The 21,849-nt window shown below is 72.9% G+C and carries 13 protein-coding genes; 10 read left to right on the top strand and 3 right to left on the bottom strand.

Annotated features, from left to right (window positions below; genetic code table 11):
• The first annotated feature begins 49 nt into the window (after window positions 1–49).
• From ACZ7HT_RS23235 to ACZ7HT_RS23225, 3 genes are read left to right on the top strand one after another with little or no spacing between them, the layout of a single operon-like run.
• Window positions 50–5,209, top strand: a complete 5,160-nt coding sequence (locus ACZ7HT_RS23235; protein WP_471168950.1) for an HD domain-containing protein — start codon at window positions 50–52, stop codon at window positions 5,207–5,209.
• Window positions 5,206–5,532, top strand: a complete 327-nt coding sequence (locus ACZ7HT_RS23230) for a hypothetical protein (protein ID WP_471168948.1) — start codon at window positions 5,206–5,208, stop codon at window positions 5,530–5,532. Before ACZ7HT_RS23235 ends, ACZ7HT_RS23230 begins: the two co-directional genes overlap by 4 nt.
• Window positions 5,533–5,534: 2 nt before the next feature.
• Window positions 5,535–5,987: a hypothetical protein gene (locus ACZ7HT_RS23225; protein WP_471168946.1), complete on the top strand. Its 453-nt coding sequence runs from the start codon at window positions 5,535–5,537 to the stop codon at window positions 5,985–5,987.
• A gap of 89 nt (window positions 5,988–6,076) precedes the next feature.
• Here ACZ7HT_RS23225 and ACZ7HT_RS23220 read toward each other — a convergent pair whose 3' ends face one another.
• The 3 genes from ACZ7HT_RS23220 to ACZ7HT_RS23210 all read right to left on the bottom strand — a co-directional run bounded on the left by ACZ7HT_RS23220 (window position 6,077) and on the right by ACZ7HT_RS23210 (window position 13,324).
• Window positions 6,077–7,537 (bottom strand): glutamate synthase subunit beta, encoded by a 1,461-nt coding sequence (locus tag ACZ7HT_RS23220; protein ID WP_471168943.1) that lies wholly within the window; start codon window positions 7,535–7,537, stop codon window positions 6,077–6,079.
• Window positions 7,530–12,098, bottom strand: a complete 4,569-nt coding sequence (gltB, locus tag ACZ7HT_RS23215; protein WP_471168941.1) for a glutamate synthase large subunit — start codon at window positions 12,096–12,098, stop codon at window positions 7,530–7,532. Before gltB ends, ACZ7HT_RS23220 begins: the two co-directional genes overlap by 8 nt.
• A gap of 497 nt (window positions 12,099–12,595) precedes the next feature.
• A complete protein-coding gene (locus ACZ7HT_RS23210) occupies window positions 12,596–13,324 on the bottom strand; it encodes a VIT1/CCC1 transporter family protein (RefSeq protein WP_471168939.1) in 729 nt (242 codons plus the stop codon).
• Between the two features lie 262 nt (window positions 13,325–13,586).
• Here ACZ7HT_RS23210 and ACZ7HT_RS23205 point away from each other — a divergent pair, with 262 nt between their 5' ends.
• From ACZ7HT_RS23205 to ACZ7HT_RS23175, 7 genes are all read left to right on the top strand, one after another.
• The gene (locus ACZ7HT_RS23205; RefSeq protein WP_471168936.1) at window positions 13,587–14,582 is read left to right on the top strand and encodes an ADP-ribosylglycohydrolase family protein; all 996 of its coding nucleotides are present in this window, start codon (window positions 13,587–13,589) and stop codon (window positions 14,580–14,582) included.
• Window positions 14,583–14,779: 197 nt separating this feature from the next.
• Window positions 14,780–16,081, top strand: coding sequence for an ADP-ribosylglycohydrolase family protein (locus ACZ7HT_RS23200; protein WP_471168933.1), 1,302 nt, complete (start codon window positions 14,780–14,782; stop codon window positions 16,079–16,081).
• On the top strand, window positions 16,062–17,213 hold the full coding sequence (locus tag ACZ7HT_RS23195) for an ADP-ribosylglycohydrolase family protein (RefSeq protein ID WP_471168930.1): 1,152 nt from the start codon (window positions 16,062–16,064) through the stop codon (window positions 17,211–17,213). The genes ACZ7HT_RS23200 and ACZ7HT_RS23195 overlap by 20 nt, the downstream gene beginning before the upstream one ends.
• Window positions 17,210–18,853 carry an ADP-ribosylglycohydrolase family protein gene (locus ACZ7HT_RS23190; RefSeq protein ID WP_471168927.1) on the top strand — a complete coding sequence of 548 codons (1,644 nt, stop codon included), beginning with the start codon at window positions 17,210–17,212 and terminating at the stop codon, window positions 18,851–18,853. The genes ACZ7HT_RS23195 and ACZ7HT_RS23190 overlap by 4 nt, the downstream gene beginning before the upstream one ends.
• Window positions 18,850–19,770, top strand: coding sequence for a ribokinase (gene rbsK, locus ACZ7HT_RS23185; protein ID WP_471168924.1), 921 nt, complete (start codon window positions 18,850–18,852; stop codon window positions 19,768–19,770). Before ACZ7HT_RS23190 ends, rbsK begins: the two co-directional genes overlap by 4 nt.
• Window positions 19,767–20,969 carry a CaiB/BaiF CoA transferase family protein gene (locus ACZ7HT_RS23180; RefSeq protein WP_471168921.1) on the top strand — a complete coding sequence of 401 codons (1,203 nt, stop codon included), beginning with the start codon at window positions 19,767–19,769 and terminating at the stop codon, window positions 20,967–20,969. Before rbsK ends, ACZ7HT_RS23180 begins: the two co-directional genes overlap by 4 nt.
• Complete coding sequence (locus ACZ7HT_RS23175) at window positions 20,966–21,826, top strand: HpcH/HpaI aldolase/citrate lyase family protein (protein WP_471168918.1); 861 nt, start codon at window positions 20,966–20,968, stop codon at window positions 21,824–21,826. Before ACZ7HT_RS23180 ends, ACZ7HT_RS23175 begins: the two co-directional genes overlap by 4 nt.
• Window positions 21,827–21,849: the final 23 nt, after the last annotated feature.

The following is a 21,849-nucleotide window of genomic DNA, read 5'->3' as shown; positions in this document are numbered from 1 at the left end:
GGAATCATGGCCGACCGGGGCGGAACGACGGAAACGGGAGCGGGGGCTTGTGAGCACCACGGCGGAAACCGGTACGGAGACGGGGACGGCACCGAAGGGGGGTGTCCGCAGGGCCCTGCTCATCGGGGTCCGGGACACGCCCAACCTGGCCGGCAACCCCCGCCTGGAGAAGCAGTATCCGCCCCTGGAATGCGTCGACGAAGACGTCCGCCGCGTCGAACAGGCCCTGCGCGGAGCCGATTACCGGGTGACGTCCTTCCATCCGGGCCACCGGCTCGAAGAGAACCGCGACACGTCCAAGGACATGGTCACGCAGGCCATGGAGGACTTCCTCGGGGCCTGCGCGCCGGGAGACACCGCCCTCGTCTACGTCTCCGGTCACGGCGTCACCATCGACAACCGCGACTACGTCCTGCCCTCAAGCGCCCGCCACCGGGCCGCCGATGACGCCCTCATCCCCAAGACGCTGATCGAGACGACCGTCCCCGACCTCCTCGGCGACGTTCCCGAGGGTGTGTCCGTCGTCGTCTGCCTCGACGTCTGCCGCACCGACACGCCTGGCGCCGCGCCGAAGGGCGACCGGCCGGTGGTGGGCAACGCGTACGAGAACGTGGCCTGGCTGTTCGCCACCGGCCGGGGTCAGGCGGCGTTCGCGGACCCCGAGCGCGGCAGCTACTTCGGCCACGCCCTGTCCGAGGCCCTGTCGCCGGTCCATCCACCGCAGGCCCTCGGCGAGGTGAAGGACTTCGTCCAGGCCCGCATGAACCGGTTCATGCGGAAGCTGGACGGACGGCCGCCGGCCGTCGAGCTCAAGGCCGCCCCGGGGCGCGAGGGCTGGGCTCGCGAACTGCCCCTGTGCAACGGCTCCGAGGAGACCGACCGCTGGGAGCGGCTCCTCTCGGGCTCGGTCCTGTGGCAGCACACGTCGGGCAGCGCCGAGGCCCAGGAGCGGGTGAAGGAAGCACTCGCGCTGTTGGCGGCCGAGGTCGCGCGGAGCCGCGTCGGTCCGGACGCGGAACTCACCGCGCCGTGGCACGACCCCTCCTACCCCGAGCGCGTCGTGAACCTGCTGGGCCAGCTCGTCGAGCGCGCCCGACTCAAGGGCTCCGAACGGCTCGCGCCGGCCGAGACGGCGGCGCTGCTCGCCGCACCGCTGCTGCACGAGGGCGTCGTCGCCGTCGCCCTCAGCGAACTCGCCGCGCTCCGCCCCGATCGCCTCGACCGGCCGGCGAAGGACGGCTGGGGCCGGGAACCCGCCGAAGGGCACGGCCGGCTGGTGTGCGACGCGGCCGCCGACGTCTGCCGCGCCCACTCCCGGGTCCACCTCACGGCCACGACGCTCCGGCGCCGGAAGCTGACCGACGCGGCCACCGCCGCCGACCACTGGCTGCGCCACCGGTTCATCGCCGACTGGGACCGTCTGTGGGACCGCGCCCCGGACTATCCGGCCGTCAACCAGCTCCTCGACATGGTGGTCGCCGCCGTCTCGGCGGCGGCCGAGGGCGCTTCCCGCCCCCAGCAGTCGGCCGTGGACCGCCATGTCCGCCGGGTGCTGCCGCACATGACGGTCGCCCCGGGCTCCAGCCCGCGCGTCGACGACTCCGGCAGCCCCGACTGGGGCCGCTACGACCGCCCGGTGCCCGGCAACAGCTGGCGCGGCGAGGAACTCGCCTACCTCCTGTGGCTGGCGGCGCTGCTCGCCGCCGACCCGCGCCGCATGTCCAGCGTGCTCGTCGACCACCTGGGCGCGCACGAGCCGTTGACCGCCCCCGATGTGGTGGGCGCACTCGCCGACTTCGGCTGGGAGGTGTTCGAGGCCGAGGGCGACGAGGGCACCACGTATTCACTGCGGCTCGCCTGCCCGCACCCCGCACTCCACGCGGCCCTCGAAGAGCTCGCGGCCACCGCCGACGGCTCGGTCCGCGCCCGGCACCGCCGCTGGCAGGACGAACGGCGCAAGGCGCCCGACCTGCTGCGGGGCGTGCCACGGCGGGTGAACACCGAGTTCCTCGAACCGGCCGACCGGGGATACACGAAGCCGCTGGAACGGTTCCGCCTCGCGGAGGACGAGATCCGCCCGCTGCTCATGGGCACGCAGCTGTACGGCGACCGGATGCTCGCCGTGCGCGAGCTGTACCAGAACGCGCTGGACGCGTGCCGCCACCGGTGGATGCGGAGGGAGTACGGCCGCGACCAGAAGCGCTTCCGGGGCGCGGACGACGAGCTGCCCGGGATTCGCTTCGTCCAGGGGTACGACGGCGACCGGTCCTACATCGAATGCCGCGACGAGGGCTCCGGCATGAGCCGCGAGAAGCTCACGTCGATGTTCGCCCGGGCCGGCAAGCGGTACGAGCAGGACCCCGACTTCGTCCAGGAACGCCGCAACTGGCGCCGGGCCGGCCTGAAGCCGGTCCCTTTCAACAGCCGTTTCGGCATCGGCGTGTTCAGCTACTTCATGCTGGCCGAGGAGGTCGTGGTCAACACCTCCTCCGTCGACGCGTTCGGCAATCCCGCCCATGACGTCGCCCCGCTCAAGGCCACCGTCCAGTCGGGTTCCGGCCTCCTCCAGATCGGCGACTCGAACGACGCACCGGTGCTGGGCGGGACGACCGTCCGCCTCTACCTGAACGCCGATCCGGACGAGGGCCCGCCACCGTCGGTGGTGGAAACGCTGCGGCGGCTGCTGTGGGTGAGCGACTTCCCGGTGACGGCGGTGGAGCGCGACCGGGAGGGCAACGAGATCCGGTCGGAGGTGTGGGAGCCGGGGGTGCTGCGGGCGTCGGCGCGGAGGGCCGGTCAGTGGTTCGGCGCGCCGGTGCGGGCGGGCGAGGACTGCTGGATCGTGCAGGGCACGGGACAACTCCTGCTCGACGGGCTTGTGGTGGAGGAGGCCCCCGAGGTCACGGGCTATGTCTTCAATCTACGGGAGCGGCACCGTCCGGTGCCGAGCGTGAACCGGAACTTCCTGGTGTCCTATGCCGGGAAGGCCGTGCTTGAGGAGATCCTTGACGGGACCCCGGAGGCGGCCCGCGCGATGGACGAGGTCTCCCTGCGCTGGCTGTGGGGTCTGGCGGTGGACGAGCCTCGGATCACCGTCCGTCTCTTCGACCATCTGGCGCCGGAAGCGGTCGGCGTCCTTGAACCCGACGCGGACAGCGATGACACGACCGCCACCCGTACCCCGCTGCGAAGCACAGGCGTTCTCCCCATGGACAACGATCACATGCAGTTCGCGAGCCCCGGTCCTTCCCCCGGGTACGGTGTGAATCTGGTGCGCAGGTGGCGTCTCTCCGCCCTGGGAGTGGGATCGCACCAGAAGTGCCTGCCGACATCCGACCAGTACCCTCGGCCCATCGGCCTTGACGCCGTACTGGTGTCCTCCGACGCCTTCGACAATGGCTGGCTTCCCGCCATGAAAGCAGCGATGGTCGCCGAGATCCCGTTGTCCCAGAGCATCCGGGCACTGCGCCGTTACGCCATCGCGGGGGCCCACGTCCCGGCTGTACGGAGCTTCGCGGAGCTGCGTTCCATAGGAACGCCCGACAGGCCCCTCGTCGACCTGTGCCGCTTCTATCAGGTGGCCGCCGGTCTGCAGCACTCCCCCATGAGACCGGCACCGCACGCCCCTCTCCTGACCGTGGCCGCCCGCCTCGGTGTGTCACCGGCCGAGCTCCTGCCCGGACTGCGCTCCCTCGTTCGCCTCGGTGTCGACATTCCCGACCCGGGTGTCCTGGAGTCCGTCGACCTGAGCTGGAAGATGCGGGCGCCGGAGCTGGCGTTCCTCTCGGCGTTCGACCCCCAGCAGGATGTGTGGCGTCCTGCCACGGTGCACCCGGTCGACCTGATGACGCGTGTGGCCCAGCCCGCGGAGCGACGCCGTCTCACCGAGAGGATGACGGCTCTGGAGCCACTCGGTTTCCTGCGAGGTGACGCGGTGGGCGAGGAGACCCTCGATCACCGACCGCTCACGTTCACCGAACGGAAGCTGCTGTCACGCGACTCCGACGGGTCGCAGCCCTGGCTTCCCGCCGGTCCCCTGTCCATGCAGCAGTTGTTCACCCGGAGCGTCACCCTGCAGCGCCCTCTCGGGGAACTCGCCCGCGAGGTCGACGACCTGGCGCCCGCGACGGGAATCTCCGCGCCGGACGTGCCGCCCGAGTGCTCGTCCTGGACCCCTCCCCCCTGGTCCGTTCTGCGCTCCCCACGCCGTGCGAGCCGCTCCCTCCAGTCACCGCTCGGATCATGGGCACTGGTCCACCGCGCACACTCCCGGGACCCTCGTCCCACCCCTGAGGAGTTCCGGCGCGACATCACCCTGATGCAGAAGTGCGGACTCCTCTCCGATCCCGTCGACGCCATCGTCGATCAGTTCAATCACCACTCCCCCACTCTCGGACACTTGTTCGACTTCGCGTTCCGCCCGGACCTGTTCCACCCGGACCTGAACGGACCCGACGGCGGAGTTGTCAGCGTTCCCCTCCTTCTGTCCTACGCGAGCAGCCGCCGCATCACGCTCGGAACCGTCGTCGACGAACTGGCCTCCGTCGACACCCGGCTGCCCCTGCGGCTGCCCCGGCTTCCCGAGGACGCGCGACGCATCGCGCCCATGCGACGGGGAGAACTGACCTTCCTGACACGCCGATACGGGGGCCACGCGATCTTCCGGAACGCGCTGACCTGCCGCGGCCTCCTCGCGATCGCCCAGGCCCGGCGCAGCACCCTCGGCGAAGCCGCGGCCGCTCTCGACGCGTACCGGGGCATCGGCGGCCCGCCCCTCCCCGGCAAGGTCACCGGCGCCCTCGCCGGCCTCGAACCGAACGACTTCGATCTGGCGGCCTTCGACACGGGGCTCCTCGGCTCCGGTCTCCTCGGCCCCATCGAACTCGTCCTCGTCGCCGGCCGTTTCGGCTGGACGCTGGGCAGGACGTACGACCGCTACGCGCCCTTCGCCGCGCTCGGGCTCGACGTCACCGTCCTCGAACCCGACGTGTTCGAGCGGGACATCGTGCCGCACTGGCGGGACGTCGTCGTACTCACCGTGGAGTTGACCGGACGCGCGCCCGCCCTCTCGGAAACCGTCACACGGGAACACGTCGTTCTCTGTTCCGAGGAGACGGAGGAGAGCGAGGACGAGGTGCTCGCCCGGCTCCGTAGGTATCAGCGACTGTTCCGGCTCGACCTGCCCACCCCTGGAGGACCGTGCGCATGAGTTCCACCGCTCGCTACCGGCAGACGGACCGTCCCGTCACCCAGCCGCTCACCACCTTCCTCTGGGAGTCCCGGGGTGACGGGCGCGTGCAGGCCACCGGGGAGTGTCCGGAGTGCCGGTGCGTGACCACCCGGGTCTGGGAGGACATCCAGTACGTCGCCAAGGGGCCGGCCGGGCCCGGCCCGCGCGGGTTCGACGACGGTGGGCCGAAGTTCGCCATGTGCCAGTGTCCGACCTGGCACGTGGACCGGCCCGCGGCCGTACCGGACGGGTGCGGAGCCTCGTTCTGGATCGCGCTGCCACCGCGCGGGCTCGGTCGGTGACCGTGGACGAGTTCACGACGCAGGAGCTGCGGGACGCCGACATCCGCGTACGGGCCATGGCCACGCCTCCCGAGCAGCTGAGGGCCGCCGTCCTGCAGGCGGAGGGGTACCGGAACTTCCTGGCCACGCTCACCGGACTCCTCACGGTGGTGTTCGTGCTCAAGGGGCAGGAGAACCTGAGCAAGATGACCACCGGGCCGCGCTGGTGGGTGATCGGCCTGCTCGCCGGGGCCTTCCTGCTGCTGCTCGTCGCGTCGTGGCTGATGGTGTCGGCCGTCCACGGCCGGCCGGGAGACGACTTCACGTCCGACGCGAAGAAGCTGCTGAAGTACGAGAAGGACCGGGCGAAGACGGTCCGCCGCATGACGGCCTGGTCCCGTTGGATGGGTCTCGTCGGAGTCCTGGCGGTGTCCGCGGCCTCGCTCATCACCTGGATCTTCCCCGGCGAGAGCTGACGACGAGCGGCAGCGCCCCCCAGTCGTCCGGTCGGGGACGTTCGGGGGGCGCTGCGCTCGATACCGTACGTCTCGTACGGGACGTTCGGTCAGACCGTCAGGGAGCGGTCCGTCGGGCGGATCGGGGCCGGCAGGGAGCTGGCGCCGGTCAGGTAGCGGTCCACGCCTCGGGCGGCGGAGCGGCCCTCGGCGATGGCCCAGACGATGAGGGACTGGCCGCGGCCGGCGTCGCCGGCGACGAAGACGCCGTCGACGTTGGTGGCGAAGTCCTCGTCGCGGGCGATGTTGCCCCGCTCGTCGAGGTCCAGGCCGAACTGCGCGACCAGGCCGTTCTCCACGTCCGTGCCGGTGAAGCCCATCGCGAGGGTGACCAGCTGGGCGGGGATCCTGCGCTCCGTGCCCGGCTTCTGGGTCAGCTTGCCGTCGACGAACTCGACCTCGACGAGGTGGAGGAACTGGACGTTGCCGTCCTCGTCGCCCTCGAAGTGGGTGGTGGAGACGGAGTAGACCCGCTCGCCGCCCTCCTCGTGCGCCGAGGTGACCTTGTAGAGCATGGGGAAGGTCGGCCAGGGCTGGCCGGCGTTCCGCTCCTCGCCCGGCTTGGGCATGATCTCCAGCTGCGTGACCGAGGCCGCGCCCTGGCGGTGCGCCGTACCGACGCAGTCCGCGCCGGTGTCGCCGCCGCCGATGACGACGACGTGCTTGCCCTCGGCGGTGATCGGCGGGGCCACGAAGTCGCCCTCGACGACCTTGTTGGCGAGCGGCAGGTACTCCATCGCCTGGTGGATGCCGTTCAGCTCGCGGCCCGGGACGGGCAGGTCGCGGGCGGTGGTGGCGCCGGCGGCGATGACGACCGCGTCGTACCGGTTGCGCAGCGCCGTCGCCGGCATGTCGCGGCCGATCTCGACGCCCGTGCGGAACTTGGTGCCCTCCGCACGCATCTGCTCGATGCGGCGGTTGATGTGCCGCTTCTCCATCTTGAACTCGGGGATGCCGTACCGGAGGAGACCACCGATGCGGTCCGCGCGCTCGTAGACGGCGACCGTGTGGCCGGCCCGGGTCAGCTGCTGGGCGGCGGCGAGACCCGAGGGGCCCGAGCCGATGACGGCGACGGTCTTGCCGGAGAGGCGGTCGGGCGCCTGCGGCTTGACGTCGTTGGCGTCCCAGGCCTTGTCGATGATGGAGACTTCGACGTTCTTGATGGTGACGGCCGGCTGGTTGATGCCGAGCACGCAGGCCGACTCGCAGGGAGCCGGGCACAGGCGGCCGGTGAACTCCGGGAAGTTGTTGGTGGCGTGCAGGCGCTCCTGCGCCGCCGACCAGTCCTCGCGGTAGGCGTAGTCGTTCCACTCGGGGATCAGGTTCCCGAGGGGGCAGCCGTTGTGGCAGAACGGGATGCCGCAGTCCATGCAGCGGCCGGCCTGCTTGCTGATGATCGGCAGCAGGGAGCCGGGGACGTAGACCTCGTTCCAGTCCCTGACGCGCTCGCCCACCGGTCGGGTCTGGGCGACTTCGCGCCCGGTGGTCAGGAAGCCCTTGGGGTCAGCCATGGGACGCAGCCTCCATCATCTTCTCGGTGGTCTCGGTCTCGGAGAGACCGGCGAGCTCAGCGGCGTCCTTGGCGGCGAGCACTGCCTTGTACGTGGTGGGGATGATCTTGCTGAACCGGGCCGCGGCGGCGTCCCAGTCGGCGATGAGCTTCTCGGCGACCGTGGAGCCGGTCTCCTCGAAGTGGCGGCGCACGACGTCGTGCAGCCAGGTCTTGTCGGTGTCCGACAGGGCCTCGATCGCTCCCAGGTTCCCGGAGTTGACGTTGTCCCGGTCGAGGTCGATCACGTAGGCCACGCCGCCGGACATGCCGGCCGCGAAGTTGCGGCCGGTCTCGCCGAGGACGACCGCCGTGCCGCCGGTCATGTACTCGCAGCCGTGGTCGCCCACGCCCTCCGAGACGACCAGGGCGCCGGAGTTGCGGACGCAGAAGCGCTCGCCGGTGCGGCCGCGGAGGAAAAGCTCGCCGCCGGTGGCGCCGTAGCCGATCGTGTTGCCCGCGATGGTCGAGTACTCGGCCAGGTGGTCGGCGCCGCGGTCCGGGCGGACGATCACGCGGCCGCCGGAGAGGCCCTTGCCGACGTAGTCGTTGGCGTCGCCCTCCAGGCGGAGGGTCACACCGGCCGGCAGGAAGGCGCCGAACGACTGGCCGGCGGAGCCGGTGAAGGTGATGTCGACGGTGTCGGCCGGGAGGCCGGCGCCACCGAACTTCTTCGTCACCTGGTGGCCGAGCATGGTGCCGACGGTGCGGTTGATGTTGCGGATCGCGACCTGGGCGCGGACCGGCTGGGCCTCCTCCGCGGAGGCGGCGTTCAGGGCCTCGGCGGCGAGCTGGATCAGCTCGTTGTCGAGGGCCTTCTCCAGGCCGTGGTCCTGCTCGACGCGGGCGTGGCGGACCGCGCCCTCGGGCAGCTCGGGCACGTAGAAGAGCGGCTCCAGGTCGAGACCCTGCGCCTTCCAGTGCGTGACCGCGCGGCTGGTGTCGAGCAGCTCGGCGTGGCCGACGGCCTCTTCGAGGGTGCGGAAGCCCAGCTCGGCGAGGATCTCACGGACCTCCTCGGCGATGAACTCGAAGAAGTTGACGACGAACTCGGCCTTGCCGGAGAAGCGGTCGCGCAGGACCGGGTTCTGGGTGGCGATGCCGACCGGGCAGGTGTCGAGGTGGCAGACGCGCATCATGACGCAGCCGGAGACGACGAGCGGCGCGGTCGCGAAACCGAACTCCTCGGCGCCGAGCAGCGCGGCGATGACCACGTCGCGGCCGGTCTTCAGCTGGCCGTCGGTCTGCACGACGATCCGGTCGCGCAGGCCGTTGAGCAGCAGCGTCTGCTGGGTCTCGGCGAGGCCGAGCTCCCAGGGGCCGCCCGCGTGCTTCAGGGAGGTCAGCGGGGAGGCGCCCGTTCCGCCGTCGTGGCCGGAGATGAGGACGACGTCCGCGTGGGCCTTGGAGACACCGGCGGCGACCGTGCCGACGCCGACCTCGGAGACCAGCTTCACGTGGATGCGGGCGACCGGGTTGGCGTTCTTGAGGTCGTGGATCAGCTGGGCCAGGTCCTCGATGGAGTAGATGTCGTGGTGCGGAGGCGGCGAGATGAGGCCGACGCCGGGCGTCGAGTGACGCGTCTTGGCGACCCACGGGTAGACCTTGTGGCCGGGCAGCTGGCCGCCCTCGCCGGGCTTGGCGCCCTGCGCCATCTTGATCTGGATGTCGTCGGCGTTGACCAGGTACTCGCTGGTGACGCCGAAGCGGCCGGAGGCGACCTGCTTGATCGCGGAGCGGCGCGCCGGGTCGTACAGGCGGTCCGGGTCCTCGCCGCCCTCACCGGTGTTGGACTTGGCGCCCAGCTGGTTCATGGCGATCGCGAGCGTCTCGTGGGCCTCGCGGGAGATGGAGCCGTACGACATGGCGCCGGTGGAGAAGCGCTTGACGATCTCGGAGACCGGCTCGACCTCGTCGAGGGAGATCGGGGTGCGGCCTTCGGCGGCGAAGCCGAACAGGCCGCGGAGCGTCATGAGGCGCTCGGACTGCTGGTTCACCCGGTCCGTGTACTTCTTGAAGATGTCGTACCGCTTGGTGCGCGTGGCGTGCTGGAGGCGGAAGACGGTCTCCGGGTCGAACAGGTGCGGCTCGCCCTCGCGGCGCCACTGGTACTCGCCGCCGATCTCCAGGGCGCGGTGCGCCGAGGGGACGCCGGAGACGGGGTACGCCTTGGCGTGGCGGGCGGCGACCTCCTTGGCGACGACGTCGAGACCGGCGCCGCCGATCTTGGTGGCCGTGCCGTTGAAGTACGTGGCGACGAAGGTCTCGTCGAGGCCGACGGCCTCGAAGACCTGGGCGCCGCGGTAGGAGGCGACGGTGGAGATGCCCATCTTGGACATGACCTTGAGGACGCCCTTGCCGAGCGCGTAGATCAGGTTCCGGATGGCCTGCTCGGGCTCCAGGCCCTCGATGAAGGTGCCGGCGCGGACGAGGTCCTCGACGGACTCCATGGCGAGGTACGGGTTGACCGCCGCGGCGCCGTAGCCGATGAGCAGGGCGACGTGGTGGACCTCGCGGACGTCACCGGCCTCGACGAGCAGACCCACCTTGGTGCGCTGCTTGGTGCGGATGAGGTGGTGGTGGACGGCCGCGGTGAGCAGCAGCGAGGGGATCGGCGCGTGCTCGGCGTCGGAGTGCCGGTCGGAGAGCACGATGAGGCGGGCGCCGCCCTCGATGGCGGTGTCGGCCTCGGCGCAGATCGCGTCGATGCGGGCGGCGAGGGCCTCGCCGCCGCCGGAGACCCGGTAGAGGCCGGAGAGGGTCGCGGCCTTCATGCCGGGCATGTCGCCGTCGGCGTTGATGTGGATGAGCTTGGCCAGCTCGTCGTTGTCGATCACCGGGAAGGGCAGGGTGACGCTGCGGCACGAGCCGGCGGTGGGCTCGAGCAGGTTGCTGCCGGGGCCGAGGGAGGACCGCAGCGAGGTGACGAGCTCCTCGCGGATGGCGTCCAGCGGCGGGTTCGTGACCTGCGCGAAGAGCTGGGTGAAGTAGTCGAAGAGCAGCCGCGGGCGGGCCGAGAGGGCCGCGATCGGCGAGTCCGTACCCATGGAGCCGAGCGGCTCGCCGGCCGTGCGGGCCATCGGCGCGAGGATGACGCGGAGCTCTTCCTCGGTGTAGCCGAAGGTCTGCTGGCGGCGGGTGACCGAGGCGTGGGTGTGCACGATGTGCTCGCGCTCGGGGAGGTCGGAGAGCTCGATCTCGCCGGTCTCCAGCCACTCCGCGTAGGGGTGCTCGGCGGCGAGGGAGGCCTTGATCTCGTCGTCCTCGACGATGCGGTGCTCGGCGGTGTCGACGAGGAACATCTTGCCGGGCTGGAGGCGGCCCTTGCGGACGACCTTGGCGGGGTCGATGTCGAGGACGCCGACCTCGGAGGAGAGGACGACGAGGCCCTCGTCGGTGACCCAGTAGCGGCCGGGGCGCAGACCGTTGCGGTCGAGGACCGCGCCGACCTGGACGCCGTCGGTGAAGGTGACGCAGGCCGGGCCGTCCCAGGGCTCCATCATCGTGGCGTGGTACTGGTAGAAGGCGCGGCGGGCCGGGTCCATGGTCTCGTGGTTCTCCCACGCCTCCGGGACCATCATCAGGACCGCGTGCGGCAGGGAGCGGCCGCCGAGGTGGAGGAGCTCCAGGACCTCGTCGAAGGAGGCCGAGTCGGAGGCGTCCGGGGTGCAGATCGGGAAGATCCGCTCCAGGGAGCCCTCGCCGAAGGCCGTGGAGTCGAGCTGGGCCTCGCGGGCGGTCATCCAGTTCCGGTTGCCCTTGACGGTGTTGATCTCACCGTTGTGGGCGATGAAGCGGTACGGGTGGGCCAGCGGCCAGCTCGGGAAGGTGTTGGTGGAGAACCGGGAGTGGACCAGGGCCACGGCGGTGGCGCAGCGGCGGTCCGACAGGTCCGGGAAGAAGGGCTCCAGCTGGCCGGTGGTCAGCATGCCCTTGTAGATGATGGTGCGGGCGGAGAGCGACGGGAAGTACGTCGCGGCCTCGCGCTCGGCGCGCTTGCGCAGGACGAACGCCTTGCGGTCGAGGTCGATGCCCGTGGCCTGGCCGGCGGCGTCGGCGACGAAGAGCTGGCGGAAGACCGGCATGGTGGAGCGGGCGGAGGCGCCGAGCAGCTCGGGGGCGACGGGGACCTCGCGCCAGCCGAGGACGTTCAGGCCCTCTTCGGCGGCGGCGGCCTCGATCCGGGCGGCGGTCTCGTCGGTGCCGTCCTCGGGGAGGAAGGCGATGCCGACGGCGTACGCGCCGGCCTCGGGGAGCTCGAATCCGGCGACCTCGCGGAGGAAGGCGTCCGGGACCTGGAGCAGGATGCCGGCGCCGTCACCGGAGTCGGGCTCGGAGCCGGTGGCGCCGCGGTGTTCGAGGTTGCGCAGTACGGTCAGCGCCTGCTCGACCAGCGCGTGGCTGGCAACACCGGTGAGGGTGGCCACGAACCCGACACCGCAGGCGTCGTGTTCGTTACGGGGGTCGTACATCCCCTGAGCAGCGGGGCGACCGTCCATGGGCGACCAGGCGTCGGAACGCATCGGCTCTCCCGTCGTCGTCGTGGCAATGGAGCTGCCGAGGGACGACGTTGGCCCTCCGCGAAATTTCGTGCAGGTTACATGATGGCTGGCTTCTCAGTGAGTGGAAAGCTCGTTCCAGCATGCGGACACCGCCGATACGCAGCGGTGGTGTGGGTTCACCTGTGGGGTGCGGCGACAGGGAGCTGCCCCGCGGGGACGGATCGAGATCCGGAGGCTCTTCGGGACTCCGGCGACCCGTCGCTGAGAGTGGGCTTCATTGCCCGGTGACGCTCAGGCCTCTTTCCCGTTGGTCATGGGTTCGAAACCGCCGAGTAACCGGCTACATATGTGGCGTCCTGCATAGTGTCTCATCGCCGCAGCGGAATGGCCCAGGGATATACGTCACAGCCGATCCGCGGCCTATGTCCCGAAAAGTGGACACGAAAAGACCGAAAGGCCCGCCATGAGGGCCTCTCGGTCTTGTGTGGGGGTACGGAATCCGCACCGGTCCCGGTGGGCTACAAGGCGGCCCCGAAGAGCATGCCGAGCCCGTACGTGACAGCCGCCGCGGCTCCGCCCAGGACGAGCTGCCGCATGCCGCTGAAGAGCCAGCCGCGGGCGGTCACCCGCGCCACCACGGCGCCGCAGGCGAAGAGCCCGAGGAGCGCGAGGAGCACGGCCGGCCAGAGCGCGGTCGCCCCGAGCAGGAACGGCAGGACGGGCAGGAGCGCGCCGAGCGCGAAGGAGCCGAAGGACGAGACGGCGGCGACCACCGGCGACGGCAGGTCGTCCGGGTCGATGCCGAGCTCTTCGCGGGCGTGGATCTCGAGCGCCTGCTCGGGGTCCCGCGACAGCTGCATCGCGACCTCGCGGGCGAGCGCGGGCTCGACGCCGCGGGAGACGTAGAGCGCGGCGAGCTCCTCCATCTCGTCGACCGGGTGCTTGCGCAACTGGCGACGCTCGACATCCAGTTCCGCCTGGACGAGCTCGCGCTGCGAGGCCACGGAGGTGTACTCGCCGGCCGCCATGGAGAAGGCTCCGGCGGCGAGGCCCGCGAGGCCGGTGATGACGACGGTCCCCGAGGAGACCGCGCCACCGGCGACACCGGTCATCAGGGCGAGGTTGGAGACGAGTCCGTCCATCGCGCCGAACACCGCCGGGCGCAGCCAACCGCCGTTCACGTCACGGTGCGTGTGGTTGTCGCGGTGGGCCTCGTGCAGTGGCGCCTGAGCTTCGATGATGGACATGACTCTCCCCTCGATCCGGCGGGCCGGGATGCACCCGCCGCCCCCAACACCCTCGAAAATACGCCCGATGTAAGGGGTGCGCTAGCAAGCCAGGCCGTACTTACTAAGGCCCGCCTCAGTGAGGGCAGCCCAACCTGGCGGGGTGTCAGCCGGGTGACAGAGACGTTTCTTCGGCGAGTTCGCGGCCCGTCGTGGCACAGATCCAGGCATCGGGGCGCCACGGTCGGCGCTCCCGTCGAGGAAGTCGAGGAAGGGGCGCGAGATGGTGACGAGGACGGCCTGCGACACGCGGGAACGGGCGAGAGGAGCGCTCCTCGGCCTCGCCGTCGGCGACGCGCTCGGAGCGCCTGCCGAGAACATGAAGCCCTCCGAGATCCGGCGCCGCTGGGGCCGCATCGAAGGCTTCGTCACGGACAGCCCGGCGGGCACCGACGACACCGAGTACGCCATCTTCTCGGCGCTGCTCCTCGCGCGGCACGGCTCCGCCCTCACCGTCCACCACGTCGAACGGGCCTGGCACCACTGGATCGCCGACCTCGACGAAGGGCCGTTCCGCGGTGCGGGCTTCTCCGAGCGCGGCACCCTGGAGAACCTCCGCCGGGGCCTGGCGGCCCCCATCTCCGCCCAGCACCGCCACGCGTGGAGCGACGGCCTCGCGATGCGCGCGGCGCCGTTCGGGGTGTTCGCGGCGGGCCGCCCGGCGGAGGCGGCCCGCCTGGTCGCCATCGACGGCAGCGTCAGCCACGAGGGCGAGGGCATCTACGGCGGCCAGGCGGTGGCGGCGGGCGTGGCGGCGGCGATGACCGGAGCGACGGTGACGTCGGTGATCGCGGCGGCCCTCTCCGTCATCCCCATGGACTCCTGGACCGCCCGCTCGCTGCGGCGCGCGGTCGTGGCGGCCCAGCGCGTCCAGCCGGACCCGCTCACCCGCGAACGCCAGGTCCGCTCCGCGGTCGTCATCGGCGGCTACCCCTGGACGGACCTGGCCCCGGAGGCGGTGGGCCTGGCCTTCGGCGCCTTCGCGGCCGCCCGGGGCGACTTCCGCACCGCCGTCCTCACGGCCGTCAACATGGGCCGCGACGCCGACACGACGGCGGCGGTGACGGGCGCCCTGGCCGGCGCGGCGGGCGGCGTGCACGCGATCCCACCGGACTGGTCCTCGGCCATCGCCCCGGTCACCGGCAGCTGCCTCCCGTCGATGCGCGGCTACCACGTCCTGGACGTAGCGGACCTCCTGACCCCGGAGGAGGCGGCGTGAGCGCGGACCTGACGACGACGGCGGCTGACGCCGCGCCTCCGGACGCTGCCACCGCTGCCGCCGTACCGGCTGTGGGCCAGGGCCCGGAGGCGGGCGCCATCGCCGCACCCGCTGTGGGCAATCGTCCCGCGGGGCGAGGGGGGTCGCCCCTGGTCGAGCGAAGCCGAGAGCTCGGGGGAGGGTGGGCACAGCCCCCGATGCCGGGTTCCGGCCCCCTGCTCGGTGACCCGCGGGACCGGTGCACGGTGCACGACACCGACGAACTGGACCTGGCCCCGCAGGGCGCCGCCCCGGTTCGGGGCACCGGGTCATGGGGCGGGCACCACAAGGCCCCGCACCCCGACGCCCCTCGCAAGGCCGGGCGCGACGCAGTCGAGGGCCTGCTCCTCGGCATCGCCGCAGGCGACGCCGCCGGCTGGCCCGCGGCACGGCACCGCGCCGCCCGCATGCCCGAATGGACCCGCCGCCTCACCCGCGAACTCGACACCTTCGCCGAGCAGAACGCCACGACCACCCTCCCCGTCCCCATCGCCCTCAACCAGCCCCCCGAGCCCCTCCGCCTCGGCCCCTCCGACGACGCCGAGTGGGCGGTCTTCACCGCCGAGGCGATCCTCGCCGCCGCGGGCCCGGTCTTCGCGGGCCTGCCCGCGGACCGCCGGCTCCGCGCCGCCGTCGACCTCGCCTGGAACGCCCTCGCGGGCCAGGTCGCCGCCGCGGCCGACCGCGCCCCCGAGGTCGAGTCGGCCGTACTCCCCCTCCGCGCCCGCATCTCGGTACGCGCCGGCCTCGGCAACCTCGCCACCGGCCTGCGCCCGCCCGCCACCGGCCACGACAACCCGCACTACTTCGACGACGCGGCCTGCGTCCGGGCCGCCGTCCTCGCCCTGGTCCACCCGGGCGACGCCCGCGCCGCCGCCGAACTCGCCGAGTTCGACGCCCGGTACACGCAGGACGGCGACGGCGTCCACGGCGCCCGCGCGACGGCGGCGGCCGTCGCCGCGGCCCTCGGCGGGGCGGCGGTCGACGAGGCCGTCGAGGCGGCGCTCGCCGAACTCCCGCCGGTCACCGAGATCGGCCGCAACGCCCGGCACGCCGTGAAGCTGGCCCGGGCCGCCGACTCCGCCTTCGAGCTCGTCCCGCTCCTGGAGCACCAGATCGTCGACCACGTCTACAGCTACGGCATCGCCGCCGCCGAGACCGTCCCGGTCGCCCTGGCCCTCGCCACCGCCGCCCGCGGCGAGATGACCGCCGCGGTACCGGCCGCCGTCTGCCTCTCCCGGGTCGCCGACTCGGCCCCCGCGCTCGCGGGCGCGCTCACCGGCGCGCTGGGCGGCGGCCGTTCGGTCCCGGGCAGCTGGCGCGAGGCGTGCAGGACCCTCGCGGGCTGCGCGCTGCCCCGGCTCGCGGGTACGGATCTGGTGGAACTCGCCGGGCTCCTCGGAGCCACGGAACCGGCCACCCCAGGTGGACAATTCCGACATGACACCCACACTGGATGACCGGATCACCGGCAGTCTCCTCGGGGCCGCCGTCGGCGACGCCCTCGGCGGCCCCGTCGAGGGCTACACCCCCGAGCAGATCCTGGAACGCCACGGCGGCCGCGTCACCGGGATCGTCGGCCCCTGGAACGGCGGCGACTGGCGCACCGCGCGGCCCATCGCGCCGTACCACAAGGGCGACGGGCACGTCACCGACGACACCTTGATGACCCACGCACTGATCCGGGTGTACGAGAAGGTCCGCGACCACCTCGACGCCTACGCGGTCGCGGACCACCTCGTCCCCGAACTCATGGGCTCCCCCGTCTGGATCCCGGAGCTGGAGGCCGAGGCGCTCCCCCTCCAGCGGATCTTCCTGGCCGAGAAGTGGATCGTGACCCGGCTCCACTACGGCCATGTGGACCCGCGCGAGGCAGGCAGCGGCAACGTCGTCAACTGCGGGGCGGCGATGTACATGGCGCCCGTCGGCCTGGTCAACGCCGCCCACCCGGCGGCCGCCTACGCCGAGGCGATCGACCTGACGGGCGCGCACCAGTCCTCGTACGGCCGGGAGGCGGCGGGTGTCTTCGCGGCGGCGGTCGCCGCGGCGTGCGCGCCGGGCGCGACCCCGGCGTCGGTGGTGGAGGAGGCCCTGTCCCTCGCGAAGGACGGCACGCGCGCGGCGATCGAGGCGGTCGCCGAAGTGGCCTCCGCGCACACGGACTTCGAGTCCGCCCTCGCCCCCCTCCGCAGGGCGGTCGCCCCCTTCGACACCGTCGGCCCCGACTACCGCGCCCCCTCCCTGGGTGCCCGCCGCCCCTCCCGCCTGCACGCGATCGAGGAACTCCCGATCGCCCTCGGCATGCTGCTCGTCGGCGAGGGCGACTTCCGCCGTACGGTCCTTGGCGCGGTCAACTACGGGCGCGACTGCGACTCGATCGCCACGATGGCGGGCGCGATCGTGGGCGCGCTGCACGGCGAGCGGGCCGTCCCCGCGGAATGGGCGAAGCAGGTGGCGGAGGCGAGCCGCCTGGACCTGCACGCCCCGGCGAGGGCGCTGGCGGGCGTGGCCCGCGAGATCTTCGCCGGGGACACGGAGGTCCGCCGGTCCCACGCGTCGGCCTTCGCCGCCCTGACGAGCGCGGACCGGTGACCCTCCGTCTGACCTGGGTCCAGCCGGAGGACCTGGTGGGCCACGAACTCCGCCAGGCGGCGGAGGACGGCCGCGACGCGGGAGCCCTGGCGGCCCGCTGGACGGCGGCGGGCGGCCCCGCGGCCCCGGAGACGGCCGGCGCCTCCGCCGTCCCCCAGCCGGACCTCCGCCGCCTGGCGGAAGAGCTCCTGGACGCCCTGGCGGCCCTCCCGACTCCCCTGTCGGCCCACGAGCCCACGCCACTCCCCGCGATCCAGGCGTTGACGGCCCCCGAACCGCCGCCCACCTCCGTGTGGGCAATCGTCCCGCTGGGGCGGGACGGGTGGGCACACGGGACGGCGCCCCCTGCCGGGCCTAGGCTCCCGCGCCTGAACCCGCACCCGGCGTGCGGCGCCGTCGTGGGTTGTGCCCACCCTCCCCCAAGCTCTCGGCTTCGCTCGAGCAGGGGGCACCCCCATCGCCCCGGCGGAACGCATGCCCACAACCCGGGCCAGGAGGCGCACAGCCCGCACCCGGCGGAGGCCCACAACCCGGGCCAGGGTTCGGGCAGCCGGCCCGCGAGGCCCGGCGCGGGGAAAGACTCCGCCCTCCTCGACCGCCTCCACGCCGCCTGGCTCGGCCGGGCCGTCGGATGCCTCCTCGGCAAGCCCGTCGAGAAGCTCCCCCTCCACGCGCTCCGCGCCCTCGCCCGCGCCGCAGGCAACTGGCCCCTCGACACCTGGTTCACCGCCCGCGGCGTCCCGCCGGAGCTGCTCGCCGCGCACCCCTGGAACCGTCGCTCCGCCGCCACCTCCCTCGCCGAGAACATCGACGGGATGCCCGAGGACGACGACCTCAACTACCCCCTCCTCAACCTGCTGCTCCTCCAGCGGTACGGCCGCGGCTTCACCACCGCCGACGTCGCCCGCCTCTGGCTCGACGAGCTCCCCGCGGGCCGCACCTTCACGGCCGAGCGCGTCGCCTACCGCAACCTCCTGGACGGCGTGGAACCCCCGCTGACCGCCGTCCGCCGCAACCCCTTCCGCGAGTGGATCGGCGCCCAGATCCGGGCCGACGTCCACGGCTGGACGCACCCGGGCGACCCGGTGGCCGCCGCCGCGCAGGCGCACCGGGACGCGGTGCTCACGCACACCGCGAACGGCGTCTACGGCGCCATGTTCGTCGCCGCCGCCCTCGCCACCGCGGCGACCGGCACGGCCGACGTCCACCGGTCGCTCGCCGCGGGCCTCGCGGTGATCCCGCCGCACTCGCGCCTGGCGGCGGCCGTCCGGCTCGGCATCGCGTACGCCGAGGCGGAGCCCGACTTCGACACCGTCGTCGACGGGCTGCACGCCGAACTCGGCGGGTACCACTGGGTGCATGCCGTCCCGAACGCCGCCCTGCTCGCCGCCGCCCTCACCCACGCCGACGGCGACTTCTCCCGCTCCGTCTGCGCGGCGGTGTCGGGCGGCTGGGACACCGATTCCAACGGCGCCACCGCCGGTTCGCTCGCCGGGCTGCTCGCCGGGCATCCGGACCGCCTGCCGGAACGCTGGACCTCCCCCCTCAAGAACCGCCTCACGACCTCGGTGCCGTCCTTCGACGGCATCGGCTTCGACACCCTGGCCGAACTGACACACCTGGAGGCAGTACGCCCATGACCAGCATCGTCGTGCTCGGCAGCACGAACATGGACCTCGTCGTCTACGTGCCGCGGGCCCCCGCCCTCGGTGAGACGGTCACCGGCCGCTCCTTCCGTACGATCCCCGGCGGCAAGGGCGCCAACCAGGCCGTCGCCGCCGCCCGCGCGGGCGGCGAGGTGGCGATGATCGGCGCGGTCGGCACCGACGGCTTCGGGGCCCAGCTGCGCGCCACCCTGGAGCACTGCGCGGTGGACATCGATCTGCTCCGCACCGCCGAGGGACCCTCCGGCACCGCCCATGTCGTCGTCGACGACGAGGGCGGCAACGCGATCGTCGTCGTCCCCGGCGCCAACGGCACCGTCACCTCCCTCGACCACGGCGACGAGGCCCTCATCGGCACCGCCGACGCCCTGCTCCTCCAGCTCGAACTCCCCCTCTCCGTCGTCGTCGAGGGCGCCGAGACGGCCCGCCGGCTCGGCGTCCGCACGATCCTCACCCCCGCCCCCGCGCAGCCTCTGCCGCCGGAACTCCTGGCCGCGACCGACCTGTTGGTGCCCAACGAGCACGAGGCCGCCGCGCTCACCGGCCTCACCGACCCGCGCGCGGCCGCGCGGGCCCTGCTGCGGTTCGTCCCCGAGGTGGTCGTCACCCTGGGCGCGGCCGGCAGCCTGTACGCGGTGCGCGGCGCCGAGCCGGTCGCCGTGCCCGCGCCCCGGGTCCGGGCCGTGGACACCACGGGGGCGGGCGACACCTTCGTCGGCGCCCTCGCGGTCGCCCTCGGCGAGGGCCGCCCCGCCCCGGAGGCCCTCGCCTGGGCGCAGACGGCCGCCGCGCTCTCCGTCCGGCGCGAGGGCGCGTCGACCTCGATGCCGTACCGCGTCGAGATCGACGCCGCCTTCCTCTCCCCCGACACGCTGGAGGCGAACGCCGTATGACCACCGAGACGTCCACGGCGCCCCTGCACGGGCTGCGCGTCCTGGATCTCGCGACCCTCTTCGCCGGCCCGCTCGCGGCCATGATGCTGGGCGACTTCGGCGCCGACGTCGTGAAGGTCGAGCACCCCCGCACACCGGATCCGTCCCGTGGCCACGGCCCCGCCAAGGACGGCATCGGCCTGTGGTGGAAGGTCCTCGGCCGCAACAAGCGGGCGATCACCCTCGATCTGTCCTCACCGGGCGGCCGCGACACCCTCCTCGCCCTCGCCGCCGACGCGGACGTGATCGTGGAGAACTTCCGCCCGGGCACGCTGGAACGCTGGGGTCTGGGCTGGGAGGAGCTGTCGACCGTCAACCCGCGTCTGGTGCTCGCCCGGGTCACCGGCTTCGGCCAGTTCGGTCCGTACGCCCACCGCCCCGGCTTCGGCACCCTCGCCGAGGCGATGAGCGGCTTCGCCGCCATCACCGGCGAGCCCGACGGCCCGCCGACCCTGCCGCCCTTCGGCCTGGCCGACTCGATCGCCGCCCTCGCCACGGCGTACGCGGTGATGACCGCGCTCACCGCCAGGACCACGACCGGCCGCGGCCAGGTCGTCGACATGGCCATCATCGAACCGATGCTCTCCGTCATCGGACCCCACCCCCTCTGGTACGACCAGCTCGGTTACGTCCAGCCCCGGACCGGCAACCGCTCCCGCAACAACGCCCCGCGCAACACCTACCGGACCGCCGACGGCTCCTGGGTCGCCGTCTCCACCTCCGCCCAGTCGATCGCCGAGCGGGTGCTGCGGCTCGTCGGCCGCCCCGAGCTGATCGACGAGCCGTGGTTCGCCGACGGCACGGGCCGGGCCGAGCACGCGGACGTCCTCGACGAGGCGGTCGGCTCGTGGATCGCCCGCCACACCCGCGAGGAGGCGATGGCGGCCTTCGAGAAGGCGGAGGCGGCCATCGCCCCCGTCTACGACATCCGGGACGTCATGGACGATCCGCAGTACCGGGCGCTCCGCACCGTGACCGAGGTGCAGGATCCCGAGCTCGGCCCGATCAAGATGCAGAACGTCCTCTTCCGCCTCTCCGAGACCCCCGGCGGCATCCGCTGGTCCGGCCGCCCGCACGGCGCCGACACCAACGCCGTCCTCTCCGAACTCGGCCTCACCTCCGCCGAGATCGACGCCCTCCGCGCGCAGGGAGCGGTATGAGCCCGCTCAGCGGCCCCACCGGCTCGGCCGCCGGGCGCGCCGAGGGCGCCACCGCGCACCCCGTCGCGCCCCTCACCTGGCTGTACGCCCCCGGTGACCGCCCCGAGGTCGTGCGCAAGGCCCTGTCCTCCGGCGCCGACGTCGTGATCGTCGATCTGGAGGACGCGGTCGCCCCGCAGCGCAAGGCGTACGCCCTCGACGCCACGGCCGATCTCCTCGCGGACGTCCACCCCGTCCCGGTGCACGTCCGCATCCACACCGCGCGCGACATCCCCACCCTGGCCCCCCTCCCCGGCCTCTCCGGTCTCCGTGTACCCAAGGTGACACACGCCACTGACATCCACCGGATCGCCGGGCTCGCCCCCGGCCGCGCGCTCTATCCGCTCCTGGAGAGCGCTCTCGCCGTGGAGCACGCCTACGCCATCGCCTCCGCCCATCCCGCCGTGCGCGGCATCGCCCTCGGCGAGGCCGATCTCCGCGCCGACCTGGGGGTACGGCAGGACACCGGCCTCGACTGGTCGCGCGGCCGGGTGGTGGTCGCGGCCCGCGCGGCCGCCCTCCCCCCGCCGGCCCAGTCCGTCCATCCGGACATCCGCGACCTGGACGCGCTGGCCGCAGGCTGCGCCCGGGGCCGTGCCATGGGCTTCTTCGGCCGGGCGGCCATCCACCCCCGTCAGCTCCCGGTCATCGAGCGGGCCTATCTGCCCACCCCGGCGGAGGTCGACGCGGCCCGTCAGGTCGTCGCGGCGGCCGCGACCGAGCGGGGCGCCCTGGCCCTCCCGGACGGCCGCTTCGTCGACGCGGCGGTGGTGGAGGGCGCCCACCGGGTCCTCGCGCTCGCGGCCCGCTCCGACTGACCCGTACCCCCGCATGCGAAAGG

The organism is Streptomyces sp. NPDC037410, from assembly GCF_055602235.1.
Note: the sequence above shows the minus strand (reverse complement) of the source record. Positions and strands in the feature narration are given on the sequence as shown.